The organism is Zemynaea arenosa (assembly GCF_004614185.1).
Taxonomy (GTDB): Bacteria; Pseudomonadota; Gammaproteobacteria; order Burkholderiales; family Burkholderiaceae_D; genus Telluria; species Telluria arenosa.
Genome location: NZ_SPVF01000123.1, coordinates 21,843 through 40,268, shown reverse-complemented (window position 1 = coordinate 40,268; position 18,426 = coordinate 21,843). Strand labels below are relative to the sequence as shown.

The 18,426-nt window shown below is 65.7% G+C and carries 14 protein-coding genes; all 14 read right to left on the bottom strand.

Annotation, left to right across the window (positions count from 1 at the left end; genetic code table 11):
• Positions 1–49: 49 nt before the first annotated feature.
• Positions 50–811 (bottom strand): XrtB/PEP-CTERM-associated transcriptional regulator EpsA, encoded by a 762-nt coding sequence (gene epsA / locus E4L96_RS09455; protein ID WP_135206962.1) that lies wholly within the window; start codon positions 809–811, stop codon positions 50–52.
• Between the two features lie 32 nt (positions 812–843).
• Positions 844–1,563, bottom strand: coding sequence for a phosphate regulon transcriptional regulator PhoB (phoB, locus tag E4L96_RS09450; RefSeq protein ID WP_135206961.1), 720 nt, complete (start codon positions 1,561–1,563; stop codon positions 844–846).
• 269 nt (positions 1,564–1,832) lie between these two features.
• Positions 1,833–2,468, bottom strand: a complete 636-nt coding sequence (locus E4L96_RS09445) for an NF038129 family PEP-CTERM protein (protein ID WP_135206960.1) — start codon at positions 2,466–2,468, stop codon at positions 1,833–1,835.
• An 18-nt stretch (positions 2,469–2,486) separates the two neighbouring features.
• A complete protein-coding gene (locus tag E4L96_RS09440) occupies positions 2,487–5,546 on the bottom strand; it encodes an ExeM/NucH family extracellular endonuclease (RefSeq protein ID WP_135206959.1) in 3,060 nt (1,019 codons plus the stop codon).
• Between the two features lie 178 nt (positions 5,547–5,724).
• Positions 5,725–6,759 carry a TIGR03790 family protein gene (locus E4L96_RS09435; RefSeq protein ID WP_135206958.1) on the bottom strand — a complete coding sequence of 345 codons (1,035 nt, stop codon included), beginning with the start codon at positions 6,757–6,759 and terminating at the stop codon, positions 5,725–5,727.
• A gap of 69 nt (positions 6,760–6,828) precedes the next feature.
• Positions 6,829–7,551, bottom strand: coding sequence for a PEP_CTERM-anchored TLD domain-containing protein (locus E4L96_RS23960; RefSeq protein ID WP_181017604.1), 723 nt, complete (start codon positions 7,549–7,551; stop codon positions 6,829–6,831).
• Between the two features lie 166 nt (positions 7,552–7,717).
• Positions 7,718–9,136, bottom strand: coding sequence for a mannose-1-phosphate guanylyltransferase/mannose-6-phosphate isomerase (locus E4L96_RS09425; protein WP_135206957.1), 1,419 nt, complete (start codon positions 9,134–9,136; stop codon positions 7,718–7,720).
• Between the two features lie 76 nt (positions 9,137–9,212).
• On the bottom strand, positions 9,213–10,373 hold the full coding sequence (locus E4L96_RS09420; protein ID WP_135206956.1) for a nucleotidyltransferase family protein: 1,161 nt from the start codon (positions 10,371–10,373) through the stop codon (positions 9,213–9,215).
• Between the two features lie 80 nt (positions 10,374–10,453).
• Entirely contained in the window at positions 10,454–11,452 is a 999-nt protein-coding gene (gene galE / locus E4L96_RS09415) for a UDP-glucose 4-epimerase GalE (RefSeq protein ID WP_135206955.1), read from the bottom strand.
• A 12-nt stretch (positions 11,453–11,464) separates the two neighbouring features.
• Entirely contained in the window at positions 11,465–12,712 is a 1,248-nt protein-coding gene (locus E4L96_RS09410) for a glycosyltransferase family 4 protein (protein WP_135206954.1), read from the bottom strand.
• Positions 12,696–14,006 (bottom strand): nucleotide sugar dehydrogenase, encoded by a 1,311-nt coding sequence (locus E4L96_RS09405; RefSeq protein ID WP_135206953.1) that lies wholly within the window; start codon positions 14,004–14,006, stop codon positions 12,696–12,698. Before E4L96_RS09405 ends, E4L96_RS09410 begins: the two co-directional genes overlap by 17 nt.
• Before the next feature lie 10 nt (positions 14,007–14,016).
• Positions 14,017–16,029, bottom strand: a complete 2,013-nt coding sequence (locus E4L96_RS09400; RefSeq protein ID WP_229414355.1) for a heparinase II/III family protein — start codon at positions 16,027–16,029, stop codon at positions 14,017–14,019.
• Positions 16,026–17,096, bottom strand: a complete 1,071-nt coding sequence (locus tag E4L96_RS09395; RefSeq protein ID WP_135206952.1) for a glycosyltransferase — start codon at positions 17,094–17,096, stop codon at positions 16,026–16,028. The genes E4L96_RS09400 and E4L96_RS09395 overlap by 4 nt, the downstream gene beginning before the upstream one ends.
• A complete protein-coding gene (locus tag E4L96_RS09390; RefSeq protein ID WP_135206951.1) occupies positions 17,093–18,424 on the bottom strand; it encodes a phenylacetate--CoA ligase family protein in 1,332 nt (443 codons plus the stop codon). The genes E4L96_RS09395 and E4L96_RS09390 overlap by 4 nt, the downstream gene beginning before the upstream one ends.
• Positions 18,425–18,426: the final 2 nt, after the last annotated feature.

Here is an 18,426-nt window from a genome sequence, read left to right as displayed (position 1 = left end):
GCCCATGGCGGACGCGCCACCGCCGGGCGGCCGGCGCGGGCTGTGGCGCTCAGGCGGCGCGGTCGAGGAGGCGCAGGGACAGGCCGCGGGAGACGGCCTGGGTGCGGTTGCTGACGCCGAGGGTGCGGTAGATCCGCTGGAGGTGATTCTTGACGGTCAGGTCGCTGATCCCGAGGATGCAGGCGATCTCGTAATTGCTCTTGCCCTCCCTGACCCAGCGCAGGATTTCCAGCTCGCGCCCGCTCATCGGCCGCGCCAGGTCGGCCGCCACCGGCGTGCCCTGCCCCAGCCGCAGCAAGGCCAGATGCAAATGGGGCAACAGCAGTTCCAGGAAATACCCGTGCCGCGCCCCCGGCCGCAGCGGCAGGCGCAGCAGGACAAACACGGTCTCGCCGCCGCCGGTTTCCCCGGTGCCGTGCACCAGCACGTTGCCGTACCCTTCCCGCTCCAGCTCGGCCTGGAAGCCACCCAGCACGCCATCCCGTTCCGAGCAGCCCAGGTCGCTGACCGCCGGGCGCGCCGGTCCCTGGCGCCAGGCACGCGCCAGCCGCAGCGCCAGGCCCTCCGCCCGGCTGCACAGGTGGTCGAGCGCGGGCGCCGCCAGCACCGTCCCGTGCCAGCATTCCAGCCGCTCCAGCTCGCCGTGCGGGCCAAACTGCAGGCCGACCATCACATCGTGGGGCAGCAGTGCCTGCAGCTGGCCCTGGGTCCAGAGGAAGAACGAACGCGGATCGTGCACCTTGAGCGACGCCTCGATGCCGCGCAACAGGTATTCCTGCTCAAGCTGCGACAGGATGACCAGCGGTTCCACGATTCACTCCGGAAGATGAAAGCGGGCGCAGCTCAGGCGTTGGCCGCCTGCCGGCGCAGCGCGCGGTCCCACGCGACGAAGCGGTAGCCGCTCCCGCGCACGGTCTCGATGTGCTCCTGGTGCCCGGTCGGCTGCAGCGCGCTGCGCAGGCGGCCGACGTGGGTGTCCACGGTGCGCTCGTCCAGGTAGACGGCGTTGCCCCACACCTTGTCCAGCAGCTGGGAGCGGGTGTGGACGCGGTCCGGATGGTGCATCAGGAAATTCAGCAGGCGGAATTCGACGCGGCCCAGCGTCACCTGCCGCGAGCCGGCGGTCACGCGGTGGGTGGCCGGGTCCAGCTGGAGCCCGGCCAGCTGGATGGTCTCGGCACTGGCGGCGGGCGCGCGGCGGCGCAGCAGCGCATGCACGCGGGCGATCAGCTCGCGGGTGCCAAAGGGTTTGGTGATGTAGTCGTCGGCGCCGGTCTCCAGCGCCAGCACCTTGTCGGCTTCGGTGGCGCGGGCGCTGACCATGATGACCGGCAGCTCACGGGTGCGGGGGGAGGCCCGCAGGCGCCGCAGCAGCGCGATGCCGGGCTGGCCCGGCAGGTCCCACTCGGCCAGCAGGATATCGGGCACCTGCTCCTCCAGCCGCAGCAGCGCGGTCTCGGCGTCCCCGGCGCAGCTGACCGCGTGGCCGGCCCGGCTCAGATTCAGTCCGAGGAGGTCCTGGGTGGCCTGGTCCGGTTCGACGACGAGTATCTCTGCTGACATCTGTTCATCCGTGGTGCGGGGAGTACAAGGGTCCTGCCAACTCTGCTGCTCACTATGCATCAAGCCCCCGGGGCTGACCAATACGATTTATTTTACGCACTTATTCGTTCGCCGAATAAATGGAAATTGTAGATTGGAAAGAAATTGGGCGCGAAGGTGCTTATTCTAAACACAAGCGGGCGGGGGCCCAAAAGAAAAAAGACACTTGTTGTTCGTAGCGAACACAAGTGTCTTTTTGGTGCGCAGGCCGGGCGGCCCGCGGCGGAGGCTTAGCGCTGCTGGCGGCGGCGCACGGTCCAGGCCATCAAGCTCAGGCCTGTCAAGAAGATCGCCCACTGCGAGGCTTCCGGCACGTCCACGGTGGGGCCGTCGGTGACGCGGACCACCAATTCGGCCGGCACCGCATAGCTCACCGAGGCCGCCGACTCGTCGCCTGCGGGCACCAGATCGAAGGTCACCGCCGGTCCTTGGGCGCCCAGGGTCTCGTAGTTCTCGTTCAGCAGGGTCAGCCAGAACGACGAGCCGTCCAGGCTGGACGACGGCATCTCGAAGTCGCCGCCGAAGGTCACGTCGAAACCGAAGGTGCCACCGAACGTTACCCATTGCAGCACTTCGTCCATGCCACTGGCGTTGTACAGCGTGTAGCCCGCGGCCGGGGTGCCGGTCGCGTCGGCGTACAGCTCGGTCGCTCCGAAGGAACCGCCGGTCACGTGGCTGATGGTCGCGGTCGCGCCCGGCGCGCCTGGGACCGCGCCAAACATGAAGTCCAGCGCGCCGGTCTGACCGATCCAGTCATTGGTGTTGACGCTGACGTGGTAGGTCGGACCGGCCAGGGCGCCGGCGGACAGGCCTGCCAGGGCCAGGGCAAGCGCCGCGCGGCGCAGGTAAGAAGCAAATTGCAGCATGATGAGGATCCTTAAGGCTTAGAAAGTACCGGAGAACACGGACGAGGTGTAGCCAATGCTGACCTTGCCCGGGTTATCGAATTGCGTCGAGACACTGGCGCTCGCGCCCGGTGCGAGATTACCGCCCGTGACAGTGATGTACGGAACGCCATTGTGCGAGCCGCTCGCGTTGCTGAGCGTGACGCCTGCCGGCAGGCCGTTGAGCTGCAACTGGACCGGACCGGTGATCGGGGCGCTGCTCACGTTCTTGATCGTCACGGTACCGGTGTACTTGCCGGTGGCACGGTTCAGCAGGATGCCGCTACGGGCCACTTGGACCGCCGAGGTCACGTCGGTGAACGTCGCGGCCAGGTTCAGGCTGACCACGACCGGATCATGGTCCGAAGCGCGGTAGGCGTTGGCTTCGTAGAAGTCCTGCGGACGGCCATCGTTCAAGTTGTAGTCCAGCACTTCCGGCTCGTCGGCGTTGTTGTGGAACTCCGCCACGTCCGCCACCTGCGGGGCCAGCGCGGCCGAGACCAGCGCGTGGTCCAGGTAGCCCGCGGTGTGGCCGAACACGTACGAGTGCGGCAGCTCGCGCGGGCGGATGAAGCGCTCGATCTGGTTCTGCAGGCCGGCGGCTTCCAGCGCCAGGATCGGGTCTTCCTTGCCGTAGGCGTTCAGGTCGCCGACCACCAGCACGTTGTCCGAACCGGCGCTGGACTTCACCAGCGGCAGGAAGTAGCTGGTCAGGCGGTTGGCCTGGTTGATGCGGGTCTGGTTCCAGCAGCCTTCGCCGAAGTCGACTTCAGCGGCGGGCGCATTGGCGCCGCTCGGGCAGCTGCCCTTGGCGCGGAAGTGGTTGACCACCAGCGAGAACTTGCCGCCATTCGAGGCCTTGAAGGTGGCCGCGACGGGCGCGCGGTTGTTCATCGGATCCTTGTCGGTCAGCGCGGCACCCACCAGGGTCAGCTTGCCCGGCTTGTAGATGATGGCCACGCGGATCGCATCGGTGCCGGTGGTGCGCAGCGGATTGCCGTTGGCGTCCTTGCCATCCAGGTCGGACCCGGCCACCGGCACGGCCGCGTAGGCGGTGTAGCCGGCGGCGGCGTTCAGGGACTCAACCAGGTAGTTGACCGATTTCTCGCCGTTGTTCTGCATTTCCATCAGGCCGTAGGCGTCGGCGTCAATGGTCAGCAGCGCACGCACGATCTTGTCGCGCTGGCGGATGAACTCATCCAGGTTGTCGGCGCCGCGGCAGTTGCTCGGCTTGATGCCGGAACCGATGTAGCAGCCGGTGGTGGTGTTGCCCCACACATCGGTCAGGTTGGTGAACTCGGTGAAGAAGTTCAGCACGTTGGCGCTGGCCACCCGCACGTTGCCCGGAGCCAGTTCCGGCTCCAGCGGACGCGGGTTGGCGCTGCCGAATACCGGCGCCTCGGTCGGCTGGACCTTGTAGCCCACGCCGCTGCCGCCGTAGGTGCCGTAGTCGAGCACGCCGGTCAGGCTGGTGACCATGTCGCCGGCGCGGCGGGTGTTCTGCGCGTCCAGGTAGGGGATGCTGTCCGGGGTGACGAACAGGCCGTCATCGAGCACGATCAGGTTCTTGGCGTTGGCCGCGACCATGGCGGTGTACTCGGCCGAACCGAACGGGTAGCGGTTGGTCGGCTGCTCCAGGCGGCTGCCGGACGAGAGCGACAGTTCGCCGCGCGACCCCAGGTAGTCCGACTGCGAGATGTACAGCGGGTTGTTGAAGTGGACCAGCATGCCCTGGTATTTGGACAGGTTCAGGTCCGGCAGGTCGCCCAGGTTGCTGGCGGCGATGCTGTGGCCGCTGGACTGCACGGTCACCACGTCCACCGCGGACAGCTCGGTCACGCTGGCGGTGCCGGCCGGGACGTATTCCTGGACTTTGGCATAGACGGTGGCTTCGTCGCCGACATTGACTTCGTCGCGATGCAGGGTCGAGAACACGAACACGCCGTCCGAGGTGGACGGGTCGCCGTCGCCGTTGGCGTCCTGCAGGAAGAAGCCGGAGCCGACCTTGGCGGTCACGACGCCGGTCGCCTTGACGAACTGGTTTTCGTACGGGCTCTTGTCGCCGCTGCCCTGGATCGCGGGAATCGCGTAGGCCGGGTAGGTGCGTACGTTGACGCTGACGGTACAGGTCTTGGTCTGCGCCTGGTCGTTGCCGAACTGGATGGTCACCGGGTAGGTGCCTTCGGCGGCGGCGGCGGTGGCGACCAGGGTGGCCGAGGCGGCGTCGCCTTCGTTGGCGGCCGGGGTCACGTTCTGCAGGCTCAGGCCCGGCACGGCGGCCGAGGTGATCACGGCGCTGGTGACGCGGCCGTCCAGGTCGTAGGCGGCGATGTCGGCGCTGTTGCCCACCGTGACCGGCGCGTTGAAGCTGGCCGGGCACTGGGCCACGATCGGCGCGTTGAAATTCGAGCAGGTCACCGGGGCGTCGGCCATGCTGTGCGGGGCCGGGGTGCCGATGGTGAAGTCGGTGCCGTTGACGTCGGTGTCGTTGCAGACCGGGGTGCGGATCGCGGCGGTGTTCACCGCGGTGCCGCCGGCCACCGTGCCTTCGGTCGGATTGACGGCGGTCCCGCCGCCGTAGGACACCATGTCCAGGATATCGGCGTCGGTCGCGATGGTCGCGGACGCGGCAATCGCGGAGGCGTTGGACACCAGGGCCACGCGGCCGGCGCTGCCGCTCATGGCGATGCCACCAGTGTGGTCATACGCGAAGTCGCCGCCCTTGATGGTGTCGCTGATCGACCCGAGACGGAGCATGAAGTACTGGCCGGCCTGCAGCGTTACGGCTGGCAGCGTGGCCACCGAGTAGGCGTTGGTGCCCTTGGCGCTGTTGTACTGGACGGACATGCCTTCCAGCGAGATCGGACCGGTGCTGCCGTTGTGCAGCTCGACGAAGTCGTACTTGTAGCTGGCGCTGGTGCTGGTGCTGCCGCCGCCGCCATAGACCTGGGAGATCACCAGGCCATTGGGGCTGGCGAGCGCCGGGGACAGGACGGCCGCCAGGGCCGCTGCCAGCACGGTTTGGCGCAAGGTCGCGCCGCGAACAACGTGTGTTTTCATGTGTGATCCGTCACGGGTGAGGGTTTTAATTGCTTTATAGAAATTCAACGCTTGTTGATACAAAGTATTGAACTTTAGCAAATTGGATACTAGTAAGACAACGTGACGGGATGATGACGAACAATTAGTCCGAACGGACTAACGCGACGCAAATCCCGCCCAGTTGGGGGGAAAGCTCTCAGCGCCGGTACGGCGCCGAGAGAGGATCGCCAAGGATCAGGCCCTGGGCGGGCCAGGCCACGCTTTTCCAATAGGCTTCGATGGCGGTTTCCCCCGCAACGTAGTGTTTCAACAACACTGTCGGGTGCGGGAACTTTTGCCAATAGTTGCACGGCTCGGTGACGCTGCCGTAGGTGGCGGTGGCGCCGGCATCCAGCCAGCGCAGCGCGCTCATCTGCGTGGTGCCGAGCAGGTCGCCGCCGATGGAGGTCAGGTGGTCGGCCAGGGCGCCCGGCAGGAAGGTGACGGTCTCCAGCTTGGCCACGCTGGCGACGCCGGTTTCGTAGACCATGACATCGTCCACATTCTCCAGTGCGTTGCGGGCCTGGCGCTTGACCGCCAGGCCGCGGCTGACGATGCGGCCGGCAGGCGGGAACAGGTGGGCGCGGCTGTTGCGGGCGGTCTCGCTGGTGGTCAGGTAGTAGGCGGTGGCGGGCCCGGCCTTCCCTTTGGCGGCCGCCACGCCGCGTTCGATCAGGGCCTTGGCGCGCTCCAGGTCGTCGGTGGGAAACAGCATCGCCAGCCGCAGATGATTCGTGGTGTACGGCTGGCGGCCGCGCGCGTCGAAGTAGGGGTTGAACTGGCCCGGGCCGCAGGTCTTGGCGCACAGGGTGTGGTCGAGGCCGAGCGTGTAGGCGGAGGTGATCGAGTTGCATTCGACCGCGTAGGGGGCGGTCCAGGCCAGCAGCACGGCCTGGATTCCGGGCGGGAGCTGCGCGTCGATGTCCTGCTTGAGCAGGCGAAACTGGGCGGCGTCCAGGGTGCGCGGGGGCTGGCCGCCCTGCGCCCGGATCTTCACGTGCACCAGGTTTTGCCTGGGGAGCCCGTGCGCTTTGCGGTACAGCTCGCCGACGGTCACGCTGTTGGCGTCTTCGTCGTTGACCACGATGGCCAGCTGGCCGGCGCCGAAGGTCACCTGTGCGTGGGCTTGCCAAGGCAGGCCCAGCAGCAGCGCGGACAGGATGGGCAGCAGGCGCAGGACAAAGGGACGCATCGATTCTCCACAAAAAAACGGAAGCCGGTCGAGCTTCCGTTTCCGATTATAGCCAGCGCGGCAACACGGTCAGGTTCGCTTGCGGCGCCGCGCCGCCCCCGCCGTCACCAGCAGGCCGGCGCCCAGCATGGCCCAGGTGGACGGTTCCGGCACCACGGCCACGGTGAACACTTCCATGCCTTCCAGCTGCAGCATGGTGGGCAGCGGATCGGGCCGGGAACCGTCGATCAGGCTGGTGCCCTGCTCGGCCGGGTCGCCGTAGGTGAACAGCCAGGAATAGGCACTCTGCATGTCGCCAGTCACCCACAGGTCGCCGCCCTCCCCGAACGCCGGGCCGTGCTCGGCGCTGTTCCAGGTCTGCTTCTGCCCTTGGCTGGGCAGGATGTAGGTGGACGGGATCTGGTGGTAGACCTTGTCCGCGGTCAGGTTGAAGATGAAACCGACCCGGTCCGCGTCCAGCGGAGTCTCGTGCCAGGTGTCGTTCGATTCCCAGCTTTGCGGGTTATAGCCGCCCACCAGCCAGTGGTCGGTGCCGTTGGTCACCTGCATCAAGGTGAAGGTCTTGCCCTTGTAGTCCGCCGCGGCGTGGAAGTCGAGCGAGGTGTCACCCGCGTCGCGCGCGTAGATGTTGGTGAGATTGAATTCGCCCTGCCCCAGCCAGCTTTCGAGCTGGGCCTGCTGGGCGGGGTTGAGCAGCGCCGAGCCGCCTATGATGTCGCCTGCGTGGGCTGCAGGGACGAGGCCTGCCAGCAGGACTGCGGCAGTACCGAGGGCCTGAGCGATTGCTTTCATGGGTGCACCTTTTGGGAATCGTTACGGATGGGTATGGACGATTTTAGAACACCCCCGGCCGCGCACCACAGAAACTTTATAATTTTTATACGAAATCCGCCCGATTCCGTTATTGCAGAAGAAACAAACGGGGCCGCAGCCCCGTTTTTGTTACCGTCGAGCCAGATCAGGCGCGCTTGTAGATGTCCTCGAAGCGGACGATGTCGTCCTCGCCCAGGTAGCTGCCGGACTGCACCTCGATGATGTGCAGCGGCACCTTGCCCGGATTCTCGAGCCGGTGGTTCATGCCGATCGGGATGTAGGTCGACTCGTTCTCGGCCAGCAGCTTGATGGTCTCGCCGCAGGTCACGCGGGCGGTGCCGGACACCACCACCCAGTGCTCGGCGCGGTGGTGGTGCATCTGCAGGGACAGCTTCTCGCCCGGCTTGACGCAGATGCGCTTGACCTGGAAGCGCTCGCCCGCATCCGTCCCCTCGTACCAGCCCCAGGGGCGGTAGACGCGGGTGTGGTGCACGTGCTCGGTGCGGTCCTGCGATTTCAGGTGATCCACCACCTGCTTGACGCGCTGGACCTGGTCCTTGTGGGCGACCAGCACGGCGTCGTTGGTCTCGACCACCACCAGGTCTTCCACGCCGACCACCGCGACGATGCGGCTCTCGGCGCGCACCAGCGAGTTGGTCACGCCATCGAGATACACGTCGCCGCGGGTCACGTTGCCGCGTTCATCGCCCTGCTGGACTTCCCACAGCGCCGACCAGGAGCCGACGTCGCTCCAGCCGATGTCGGCCGGGACCACCACGGCGTGCTTGGTCTTCTCCATCACCGCGTAGTCGATCGAGTCCGACGGGCAGGCGGCGAAGCTGGCTTCGTCCAGGCGGCAGAAGTCGAGGTCGCGGTAGCCCTTCTGCATCGCGGTCTCGGCGGCGGCGGCAATGCCGGGGTTGAACTGGACCAGCTCGCTCAGGTAGCGCTCGGCCTTGAACAGGAACATGCCGCTGTTCCAGTAGTAGCCGCCGTCGGCCAGGAACTGTTCGGCGGTGTCCTTGTTGGGCTTCTCGACGAAACGGTCGACGCGGTAGCAATCGGCGCAGGCCGACATCTCGGCGCCGCGGTGGATGTAGCCGTAGCCGGTCTCGGGCGCCGTCGGCACGATGCCGAAGGTCGCCAGGCCGCCGTCCTCGACCATCCTGGCGGCGCGCGTGACGGCCTCCTTGAAGGCCGGGATGTTCTTGATCACGTGGTCGGCCGGCAGCACCAGCATCACGGCGTCCGGATCGACGCCCTTCAGGTAGTGCGCGGCGGCGGCCACGGCGGGGGCGGTGTTGCGCCCGACCGGCTCCAGCAGGATGCCGAGCGGGGTGATGCCGCATTCGCGCAGCTGTTCGGCGACCAGGAAGCGGTGCTCGTTGCCGCACACGACCAGCGGCGGCATGAGGTCGGGCCAGTCGGCCACGCGCAGGGCGGTGTCCTGCAGCATGGTCTTGTCCGACACCAGCGGCAGCAGCTGCTTGGGCAGGACTGCCCGCGACAGCGGCCACAGGCGGGTCCCGGCGCCGCCGGAAAGGATGACTGGGTAGATTTTCATGAAGGTAGGTCCTGTGTGTGTCACTTTTTTGGGTGTTCGTTTACGTCGGCAGGGGCTCATGGCCCCTGCTTCCCTCTTATTTCATCGCCAGCGCGGCGGCATCGACGCTGTCGGTGCCGGCCCGCCGCTTGTTGCGCCGGTCGCGCGCATTGATCCATTCGTCGGACGGCATGTCCGCGGCCAGTTTCATCTGCCCTTCCCGATCCACGCCATAGTCCTTGAAAACTATCATTTCATGCAAGTTTACATCATGCAAGACCCGGGTGTATTCGAACAGGACGCTGCGGGTGATCTCCGCGCCTGCGCAGATGTGGCTGCCGTGCCCGATCCAGGTCGGGCCCACGATCTTCACGCCCGCCTCGATCCGGGTGCCGGAGCCGATGTAGACCGGGCCTTCGATGGTGGTGCCTTCCCAGTCAATGCTGGTGTTCAGGCCGACCCACACGCCGTCCTCGATCTGGCGGCCCGGCACCTTGAGGTTGGCGACGTCGCCCGCCAGCACGTTCTGCAGCACCTCCCAGTAATCGGTCACGCTGCCGATGTCCAGCCACTCGAACGGCCGGGTCTGGGCGTAGAACGGCAGGCCGCGCTTGGCCAGCAGCGGGAACAGCTCGGAGCCGATGTCGAACACCTGGTTCGAAGGGATCAGCTCGATCACCTCCGGCTCGAAGATGTAGATGCCGGTGCTGATGTAGTTCGACTTGGCCGCTTCGCGGCTGGGCTTTTCCTGGAACTCGGTGATGCGGCCATCGGCATCGGTCACCACCACGCCGTAGCTCGATACCTTGTCCCACGGGACTTCCTTGGTGATCACGGTCGCCAATGCGCCCTTGCGGCGGTGCTCTTCCAGCGCCGCGCCGAGGTCCAAGTCGATCAGCGCGTCGCCGCACAGGACGATGGTGGTCTCGTCGAAGAAGCCGCCGAAGTCCTGGATCTTCTTGATCCCGCCGGCCGACCCGATCGGTTCGGGCATGACCTCGCCCGCGTCGTTGGTGTAGCCCTCGAACGAGTAGCCGATCTGCACGCCGAAGCGCTCGCCTTCACCGAAATACTCTTCGATCTTCTCGTGCAGGTAGGCCACGTTGACCATGATCTGCCGGACGCCATGCTTGGCCAGGTGCTCGATGAGGTAGGCCATCACCGGCTTGCCGAGGATAGGGATCATGGGTTTCGGTACTTCGTAGGTCAGCGGGCGTACGCGGGTGCCTTTGCCTGCTGCCAGAATCATTGCTTTCATATGATCTCCTTGTCCTGTGCGGCAGCGAGCCGCCCCTCAGGGAGGCTGGCCCCGGCCGCGCTTGATTGAATGAAGTAAATTCATTTGGGCATGGACTGCCATCTCCATGCATCTGCACACATCTGTTCCACGTTGCGCTCGGCCTTCCAGCCGAGCTCCTTTTCGGCCAGCGCCGGATCGGCGTAGCACTGCGCGATGTCGCCGGGGCGGCGCGCCACGATCTGGTAGGGAATCGGCTTGCCGCAGGCCTTCTCGAAGGCGCGCACCATCTCCAGCACGCTGCTGGCGCGGCCGGTGCCGAGGTTGTAGGTCACCACCCCCGGGCCCTTGGCGAGCTTGTCCAGGGTCTTGACGTGGCCGATGGCCAGGTCTACCACGTGGATGTAGTCGCGCATGCCGGTGCCGTCCGGGGTCGGGTAATCGTTGCCGTACACGGACAGCTTCTCGCGCCGCCCTTCCGCCACCTGCGCGATGTAGGGCAGCAGGTTGTTCGGGATACCGTTCGGGTCCTCGCCGATCAGGCCGCTGGCATGTGCACCGACCGGGTTGAAGTAGCGCAGCAGCGCGATGCGCCAGGAGTTGTCGCCCACGAACACATCGCGCAGGATCTCTTCGATCATCAGCTTGCTGCGCCCGTAGGGGTTGGTCGCGTGCAGTGGGAAGTCTTCCTTGATCGGCACCGCGTGCGGGTCGCCGTAGACGGTGGCCGAGGACGAGAACACCAAGGTCTTGCAGCCGTACTTGGCCATGGTCTCGAACAGCACCACGCTGCCCGAGATGTTGTTGTCGTAGTAGCGCAGCGGCTGCTCCACCGATTCGCCGACCGCCTTCAGCCCCGCGAAGTGGATCACCGCATCGACCTTGTGCGCACCGAACGCGGCTTCCATGCCGGCGCGGTCGCGGATGTCGGTCTCGATGAGGTCGAAGCGCTTGCCCGTGATCTTCTGCACGCGGTCTTGCACTTCGCGCTTTGCATTGCACAGGTTGTCGACCACCACCACTTCGTAATCCGCGTTGAGCAGTTCAACGACGGTGTGCGAACCGATGTAGCCAAGGCCGCCTGTTACCAGAATCTTCATTGTCCGTTCCTATCAAGTGGGTTGCATCGGGGCCGGACGCGCCGCATTGGGCTCGCCGAACAGGCGGTCGTAGGCAGCCAGCAGCTTCGGCTCCTCGTACACCCACTCCAGTTCGTTGATCACCCGGTTGCGGCCGAATTCGCCCATGCGCCTGCGCGCCTCGGGGTCGTCCAGCAATTCCGCGATTTTACGCGCCATGTCGACCGGGTCGTTCTTGTTGGCGTACAGCGAGGCTTGCTGGGCCGAGAACTTGCCCTCGACCAGATCGAACTGCACGATCGGTTTGCCCAGCGCCATGTACTCCATGATCTTGTTCATGGTGGACTTGTCGTTCATGTCGTTGGCCACGTCCGGGTTCACGCACACGTCCGAGGTGTTCAACATTTCGAGCAGGTCCTGGTCCGGCACGCGGCCGGTGAAGGTGACGTGCTCGGCGATGCCGAGGTCGGCCGCCATCTGCTTCATCTGCTCCAGCGAGGTGCCGCCGCCGACCAGGCCGAAATGCACGTCTTTGCGGCCCATGTCCACGATCAGGTGGCGCGCACTTTGCAGCAGCAGGTCGATGCCTTCCTGCGCTCCCATCACGCCGACGTAGCCGACCAGGTACTGCGCGCCCTTCTTCAGCTCCGGCTTGGGCGGCAGCTGGCGCAGGCGGTCCAGCTTGGGACCGCTGCGCACCACGTAGACCTTGTCCGGATCCATCCCGCCGCGCTCGATGGCGATGCGCTTGTACGACTCGTTGGTGGCGATCGACACGTCGGCCGTCTTGAAGGACCAGCGTTCGAACAGCACCATCAGCTTGTAGAAGAAGTCGCGCTTGCCGAACTTGGCTTCGTACAGTTCGGGGTTAATGTCGTGGTGGTCGAACAGGAAGCGCTTGCCCGCGAACAGCTTGAAGAAGCCGCCAATCAGGAACAGCAGGTCAGGCGGGTTGCAGGCATGGATCGCGTCGAAGCCGTGCCGGAACAGCACCTTCCACGCCAGGCGGAAGGTGTGGAACAGCGCGGCCGAATACTCGACCAGGTAGCCCTTGGCGCCCTCGGCCTCCAGCGGCAGGTCGTAGCGGTAGATGTGGATGCCGTCGATCTCTTCGTAGTGCTTTTCGTAGCCCTTGCCGGTCGGGCAGATGATCGAGACCTCATAGCCGTGGGCGTGCAGGGTCGTCGACTCTTGCCAGACGCGGCGGTCGAAGGGCGACGGGAGATTTTCGACGAGGACGAGGACCTTCCGCTTTTTCTCAGCCTTACCAGCAGATGCCATCGTACTGCTCTCCGCTCTGTTTCTGGGAAATGCGGACGAGGTCGACGACTTGCTGGCCCGGCTTCAGGCGCTCGAGCACGGTCTTGAACTCTTCCGCGCCGTTGCCGATCACGATGGTTTCCGCGAACTCCAGCACGGCGTCCATGTTGTCCACCATGAGCTTGGAGATGTGCGGGATGTGGTTCAGGATGTAGTCCTGGTTGGCGCCGGTCAGCGCGGCCAGGTTGACGTTGCGGTCGTACAGGCGCAGCTCGTAGCCCTTGCCGATCAGGTGCTCGATCACGTCCACCAGCGGCGACTCGCGCAGGTCGTCGGTACCGGCCTTGAACGAGAAGCCGAGGATGCCGACCTTGTGGCGGCCCTTGTCCATGATCATCTTGAGGCCCTTCTGCACCTGCTGCTGGTTGGACGGCAGCACCGAGTTCAGCAGCGGCAGTTCCAGGTCCAGGGTGCGCGCCTTGTAGGTCAGTGCGCGCACGTCTTTCGGCAGGCACGAGCCGCCGAAGGCAAAGCCCGGCTTCATGTAGTAGGGCGACAGGTTCAGCTTGGTGTCCTTGCAGAAGATCTCCATCACCTTGTGGCCGTCGATGCCGACCGCTTTCGACAGGTTGCCGATCTCGTTGGCGAAGGCGACCTTGACGGCGTGCCAGGCGTTGTCCGTGTACTTGACCATCTCGGCCGTTTCCACGTCGGTGCGCACCAGCGGCGCGTCCATCTTTTCGTACAGCGCGACCAGCATCTCGCCGGCCTTGGTGTCGGACTCGCCAATCACGGTTTTCGGCGGGTGGTAGTAGTCGTAGACCGCGGTGCCTTCGCGCAGGAATTCCGGGTTGTTGCAGACGCCAAAGTCGACGCCGGCCTTCTTGCCGGAGGCTTGTTCGAGCGTCGGGATCACGACGTTGCGCATCGAGCCGGGCAGCATGGTGGAGCGCGCGACCACCACATGGAAGGAATCCTTGTCGCGCATCGCGAAGCCGATCTGTTCGCATACCTTGCGCACCGCGGACAGGTCCAGGTTACCGTTCAGCTGGGACGGCGTGCCCACGCAAATCAGCGACATTTCCGAGCTCATCACGGCATCGCGCACGTCCACGGTGGCGCGCAGCAGGCCGTCCTTGACGGTCTGGCTGATCATCTCGCCGATGTCCTTTTCGATGATCGGGGTCTTGCCCTCGTTGATGAGGTCCACCTTGGTCTGGTTCGGGTCGACCCCGATGACCTGGTGGCCATCCGATGCCAGGCAACCGGCCGACACTGCCCCCACATAGCCCAGGCCGAAAATGCTGATGTTCACGACGTTCTCCTTAAATCGGTGCGATTCCGGCCCGGCCTTGTGCGAGCCCCTGAATCGAAATGGTAGTGACGATGCTGGCGCTGCCTTTGATCCGTCCCCGCCAGCGGGCGGTGGTGGTGGTGGCTTTCACGTCGAAGCTGCGGGAGATCCAGCCGCCGAAGGGCGCCTCCTCGCCGGCGCGCAGGAGCGCCAGTTCTAAGCCGGGCGCCGCGCAGGAAAACTCCAGCGTCACGTCCTGGGCGCTGACCGTGAAGCCATCTTTTGTAGTGGCAACGGAGCATGTTTCGCTCATGTGCCAATGTAGCAAAACCTCGTGTTCTGCGATGCACGATAGAAAGTCAGTGACGACGATCCGGTTGGCCTCCGCGTCGAAGGCAATGCGGCGCTTGTGCAGCACGGGATCGGGCAGGCGCGTGTAGCCATCGTGCTCGCCTTCGAACACCTGCACGGCGTCCAGCGGGCGATGCAGCAAGGCGCGCGCGTTGGCCTTGCGCATCCACATGAAGGCGCCCGCGATCTCGGACTGGTCGACGCCGTCGACGGTCACGGTGTTGTGGGCGGGCGTGCTGCGGAAATAGTCGCGCCACTGCTTCTGCGTGTGATAGGCGTAGGTCCCGGGGTCGATCAAGATCTCCTGGCCCTTGACGGACAGGGTGAACGAGAGCGCGTCCGCATGGCCGTGCGCAGCGATCGACAGGAAGCCGAGCGGGGCGCAATCGGCGACCAGGCGCACCTCGTTCTCCTGGCCGAAGTTCTTGCCGAGGAGGTAGTAGCCGCCCTGCGGAAAGGCCGTCACGGGATGCTCGGGTTGCTCCTGCAGCGTGGCCCAGGCGCGCTCGCCTTCGGCCCCAAACAACCAGCGGTTCTTGTCGTCGAAGCCGCCGGCCTTGGCCTTCAAGTCACCGCGCTTGAACAGGATGGCGCAGCTGGCCAGCAGCGAACGGTAGGGGCACCAGCCGGCGCCGTAGGCCAGGCGCACCATTTGGGCATCGTCGGCGTCGCCAGTCATCGGCACGTGGCCATTGCGGTCCATGATGGCGGCCACGAAGTCGGCCAGTTTTTCCAGCCGCGCCATGTAGGGCTGCGAGAACGAGGAGCCGTTGGCCTGCGCCACGAGCTGGCACAGCAGCATCATGTCCATCACTTCGTGCTGGTAGTAGATGGCCTGTTCCTTGTTCACGCCGTCCGCGTGGTTCTGCTCGATGGCCTGCTCTTCCAGGCCGTGGCGCGCGATGTCCAGCCAGCGGCGGCTGGCCTGCCAGCAGGGCCAGGTCTGGCAGGCGACGAACAGGCCCATGTACTCGCCGAACAGGTGGTTGTTGGCGGACGAATGGCGCGAAAAGTAGCCGCTGATGAAGTGGCAGTGCTGATAGACGTTATCGAGCCAGCGGCGCTGGAAGCGCTGGCCGCCCTCCCCCGCGAACAGCGGGCTGTCGGCGCCGCCGAGCAGGTGCCAGGCGCAGGCCCAGTTGAGCAAGCGCACCGCCAGTTCGAGCGAGCTGGTCCAGTGCACGCCCTGCGGATAGGGGCACTGGTCGAACCACGACGCCAGCAGCGTGCGCGCACCTTCTAGATAGCGCGGGTCATTGGTGCTGCGCCAGGCCGCGGCCAGCGTGACCAATTCGAGGTGGCGGCTGGGCTCCCACAGGTACTTGATGTCGCCGACCACCTTTTCGCTGCGGTAGTCGATGGCCTTGCCGAGCACCATGGGCGCATCGGTGCCGGTCTTGGGGTCGCGGTTCCAGCGCGGCGGAAAGCCGAGGGGGATGGCGTGCAGCGCAAACACGTTCCAGAAGCCGGCGAGGATGGCGTCCGCTGCGGCGGTCAGGGCCGGCACGTCGACGCCCGCGCCATCGTGCAGGAAGCTGCGGCCGAAGCGGCTGGTGTCGGGCGCGGGGGGCTCTGACGCGAGGCCGATGCCCAGCTTGGTCACCTTCTTCTGCGCGACCTGCTGCACGCGCCACAGCACCTCGGGCACGCCCATCAGCTTGATACGGTTGATTTTCCAGGCGAGCGAAGTCATGCGGAGCGAATTCCTAAATCCTTGTAGATCTTTTCGAGGCGCGGCACCACGGCGTCCGTGGAGTACGCGGCTTCCACCTTGCGGCGCGCGGCGGCGCCCATGCGGTGCGCGAGCGCGGGGTCGTTGGCGAGCAGGGCCAGGCGGTCCGCCAGGGCGCGCACGTCGCCGGGCTGGACGAGGAAGCCTTCCACGCCGTCGGACACCGCCTCGGGGATGCCACCGACCGGGGTGCTGACGATGGGCAGGCCGTTGGCCATCGCCTCCAGCACGCTCATCGGCAAGCCTTCGTTGTACGACGGCAGCACGAAGATGCTGGCCTCGGCCAGCTCCTTCTGTTTGGCATCGGCGCGCACCCAGCCCAGCACATGGACGTGGGGCGCGATGCCGAGTTCCTGCGCACGCTGCTGGACCTGGGCCGTTTCGCCGTCGCCGCCGAGATGCAGCTGGATCGGCGTCTTCGGCACGATATCGGCAGCGGCCTGCAGCAGGTCGTACGAACCCTTGCCCTTGTTCATGCGGCCCAGGCACAGCACCACGCCCTGCTTGCGCGCGGTCCAGTCGGGCACGGTGGCAGGCATCAACACCGGGTTGCAGATTACGTCCACGTTGGGGTTGGAGGAGATGCTCATCACCCAGCGCTTCCATGCTTCCGACAGCACGATCACGTGCGCGGCGCGGTTGTAGATCCAGGAGATGAAGCGGCGCTTCAGAGGCCCCGATTCCTGTTCGTAGAAAATCTTGAACTCGCCGCCATGCAGGTGCAGAACGGCCGGTTTGCGAAACAAAAAGGCCAGCAGGAAGATCACGGACTTGCGCCAGAAGCTGGCGCGCGAGGCCACGTGGATATGGGCCAACCCGACCTGCCCGCTCACCAGCAGCCACAGGAAGCGCGCGTAGCCGCTCAGCATGGCGCGCAGCTTGGCCAGCGCGCCGCCATCGCAATGCGTGGCCACATAGGTCACCGGCAGGCGGTCGAACAGGCCGGACTGCGCGTACACATTGACCACCGAGGCGATCCCGCCCATGGTGTTCAGGCCAGTGCCGACCATGACGATTTTCTTGCTCATGTCGTCTCGTTGACCACCCAGCGGAACTTGCCCGCGGCGGTGTTGGGCAGGTCGTCCTTGTACACGAGGTCCACGTCGACTTCGGCATCGACCATGGTGCGCAGGTTGTGCATCAGGAGCTCGCGGTCGGCCTCGGACCAGCCGGTGTCCGGCACCAGCCGCACCTCCCACTTGCCCTGCCCCACCTGCGCCACCTGCGAGCGCTTGATGTTGCGGGCGTACTTGAAGGCGAAGGTCAGCACCGACGGGCTGACCGCCATGCCATTCGAGCCGGTGATGAAGTCCTCGTACTTGCCGGTGACTTCCTCGATCATCGGAAACGGGCGGCCGCAGGCGCAGCGGCCCGGCTTCCACCTGGTGCGGTCGGACAGGCGGTAGCGCACCAGCGGCTGCGCGTGGTTGTGGTAGGTGGTGCCGACCACGAAACCGTAATCGTCGGTCGGGTTGCCGTTGTCGTCCAGGATTTCGACGTGCGAATAGTCCTGGTTCAGGTGCATGTTGCCGTGCTCGCACTGGGTCGCGAAGGCGACGCGTTCGGCCATGCCGTACATGTCCATGATCTTATGGGCCAGGGTGCCGACGATGGCGTCGTGCTGGTGGCCGTAGACGGGCTCGGAGCCGGTGAAGACGACCGGGATGTCCAGCTTGCGGCCGCGCTTGGCAAGATACAGCGCCAGCGTGTACGCGGCGGACGGATAGGCCTGCAGCATGTCCGCCTTGTACTCGGCCAGGCGATCGATGATGGCATCCACGCAGCGGTCGTTCAGGTGGCGCGAGGACAAGATCAGCTGGCGGTTGTAGCGGTTGAAGAACCAGTATGGCGGCTGCTTGCGGTCGATCGGCACGGCCAGGTCGCCGCGCAGGGTGGCGCGGTTCATGCCCTGGCGGTAGCCGCCCCAGCTCCAGTGGCGCTTGATGAATTCCTGTTCGTACAGCACCGAGGTGGGGCTGCGGTAGATGGTCAGCGGTGCGCCCGAGGTGCCGCTGGTCTTGCCGATCGCTTCCCACGGCTTTTTGGCGCCGCCATGCGGGTACAGGGTGGTGGGGTTGGCGACCAGCGTGGCCTTCTCGACGATGGGGAACTGGCGCAGCGCATCGCGCGCCTCGGCCACGGAAAAGTCGCGCGACAGGTTGCGGTAGTACGGCAGCACCTGGATCGCGCGCTGCAGGGTCGCGTGCAGCTTGCGCTGGCCGATGGCGTCCAGCTCCTCCGGGCTGCGGCGCTCGTTGGCCGCCAGCTCGGCCGCCACCCGGCCGACCAGCAGCGGGTTGTCGCGGAACAGGTAGCGCCCCGCGTAGGTCAGTTCGTTCTTGAGCTCAAGGGTCATGA

Bases quoted from the DNA above. Each gene is read 5' to 3' on its own strand.
- E4L96_RS09390 (WP_135206951.1), bottom strand. From the start codon at position 18,424: ATGACCCTTGAGCTCAAGAACGAACTGACCTACGCGGGGCGCTACCTG.
- E4L96_RS09410 (WP_135206954.1), bottom strand. From the start codon at position 12,712: ATGGCATCTGCTGGTAAGGCTGAGAAAAAGCGGAAGGTCCTCGTCCTC.
- E4L96_RS09425 (WP_135206957.1), bottom strand. From the start codon at position 9,136: ATGAAAATCTACCCAGTCATCCTTTCCGGCGGCGCCGGGACCCGCCTG.
- E4L96_RS09395 (WP_135206952.1), bottom strand. From the start codon at position 17,096: ATGAGCAAGAAAATCGTCATGGTCGGCACTGGCCTGAACACCATGGGC.
- E4L96_RS09420 (WP_135206956.1), bottom strand. From the start codon at position 10,373: ATGAAAGCAATGATTCTGGCAGCAGGCAAAGGCACCCGCGTACGCCCG.
- E4L96_RS09440 (WP_135206959.1), bottom strand. From the start codon at position 5,546: ATGAAAACACACGTTGTTCGCGGCGCGACCTTGCGCCAAACCGTGCTG.
- E4L96_RS23960 (WP_181017604.1), bottom strand. From the start codon at position 7,551: ATGAAAGCAATCGCTCAGGCCCTCGGTACTGCCGCAGTCCTGCTGGCA.
- E4L96_RS09445 (WP_135206960.1), bottom strand. From the start codon at position 2,468: ATGCTGCAATTTGCTTCTTACCTGCGCCGCGCGGCGCTTGCCCTGGCC.
- E4L96_RS09435 (WP_135206958.1), bottom strand. From the start codon at position 6,759: ATGCGTCCCTTTGTCCTGCGCCTGCTGCCCATCCTGTCCGCGCTGCTG.
- galE (WP_135206955.1), bottom strand. From the start codon at position 11,452: ATGAAGATTCTGGTAACAGGCGGCCTTGGCTACATCGGTTCGCACACC.
- phoB (WP_135206961.1), bottom strand. From the start codon at position 1,563: ATGTCAGCAGAGATACTCGTCGTCGAACCGGACCAGGCCACCCAGGAC.
- E4L96_RS09400 (WP_229414355.1), bottom strand. From the start codon at position 16,029: ATGACTTCGCTCGCCTGGAAAATCAACCGTATCAAGCTGATGGGCGTG.